Here is a 900-nt window from a genome sequence, read left to right on the forward strand (position 1 = left end):
CGTAAAGCAGGTGATGGATAAACTGCAGCACGAGTATAAAACCGATCCGGTCTTTTTATCAGACCACATAAGGATTCAACACCCTGACTATTGGAATAAAGTGAAAGGGCATTGGGATGAAATATTTTCTGAGGCTGATTTTAAGTACGATATTTCTTTTAAAATCATTAACTTTGGCACGGTGGGAAAGTAAGCAATCAAAAGGGTGCGCATGATCGCGCACCCTTTTTTATGTTCCGACAGTCTGCTGTTTTCCGGCCGATCCTCCCTGTCCGTTTTTGTCCCGTAAATCCTGCTCAATTTCTTCAAGGCTTTTTCCCTTTGTCTCTGTCACTTTAAATCGGACAAATAAGAACGCCATGATACCGATCGCGGCATAAATCAGGAATAAATAACTGATTCCGATCGCTTCCATTAATATTGGATAGGTTAGTGAAACAATCAGTGTCCCAACGTGCAACATTAAGGTCGAAACACCGGTCCCGATTCCTCTGACATGAAGCGGGAACAATTCAGGAAGCATCACCCATACAACCGGTCCCCAGCTGACCGCAAAGACAACGATAAACACGCCTAAACAAATGACGGTCGTCCATGAGGCAGCCGGAGTGTTATCGAAAAAGAGATTTACTAAAGCGAGAACGATCAAGCTGATCACCATTCCCGCATTCCCGAATAGCAGTAACGGCTTTCTTCCAATCTTGTCGATGATTTTAATCGCTACTAATGTCATGACAACATTGACTGTGCCGATTCCGACCGTTCCTAAAATTGAAGCGGAGTTTCCGAATCCGACGTTTGTAAAGGTTTTTGGCGCATAGTAGATGATCGTATTCGTTCCGATAAATTGCTGCAAAAATGCCAATCCCAAACCGGCAATCAGGGCTGGGCGCACCCATG

The 900-nt window shown here is 44.3% G+C and carries 2 protein-coding genes; one reads left to right on the forward strand and one right to left on the reverse strand.

The annotated features are described in order from the left end of the window. Positions 1-193 (forward strand): Ger(x)C family spore germination C-terminal domain-containing protein (locus ACWHAR_RS24615; RefSeq protein ID WP_452088125.1); only part of this gene is annotated, 193 nt, incomplete at its 5' end. A 36-nt stretch (positions 194-229) separates the two neighbouring features. Here ACWHAR_RS24615 and ACWHAR_RS24620 read toward each other — a convergent pair. Continuing rightward, positions 230-900: MFS transporter (locus ACWHAR_RS24620; RefSeq protein WP_452088126.1), on the reverse strand; the 671-nt coding region annotated here is incomplete at its 5' end.

The organism is Bacillus sp. LR--39 (assembly GCF_053613335.1).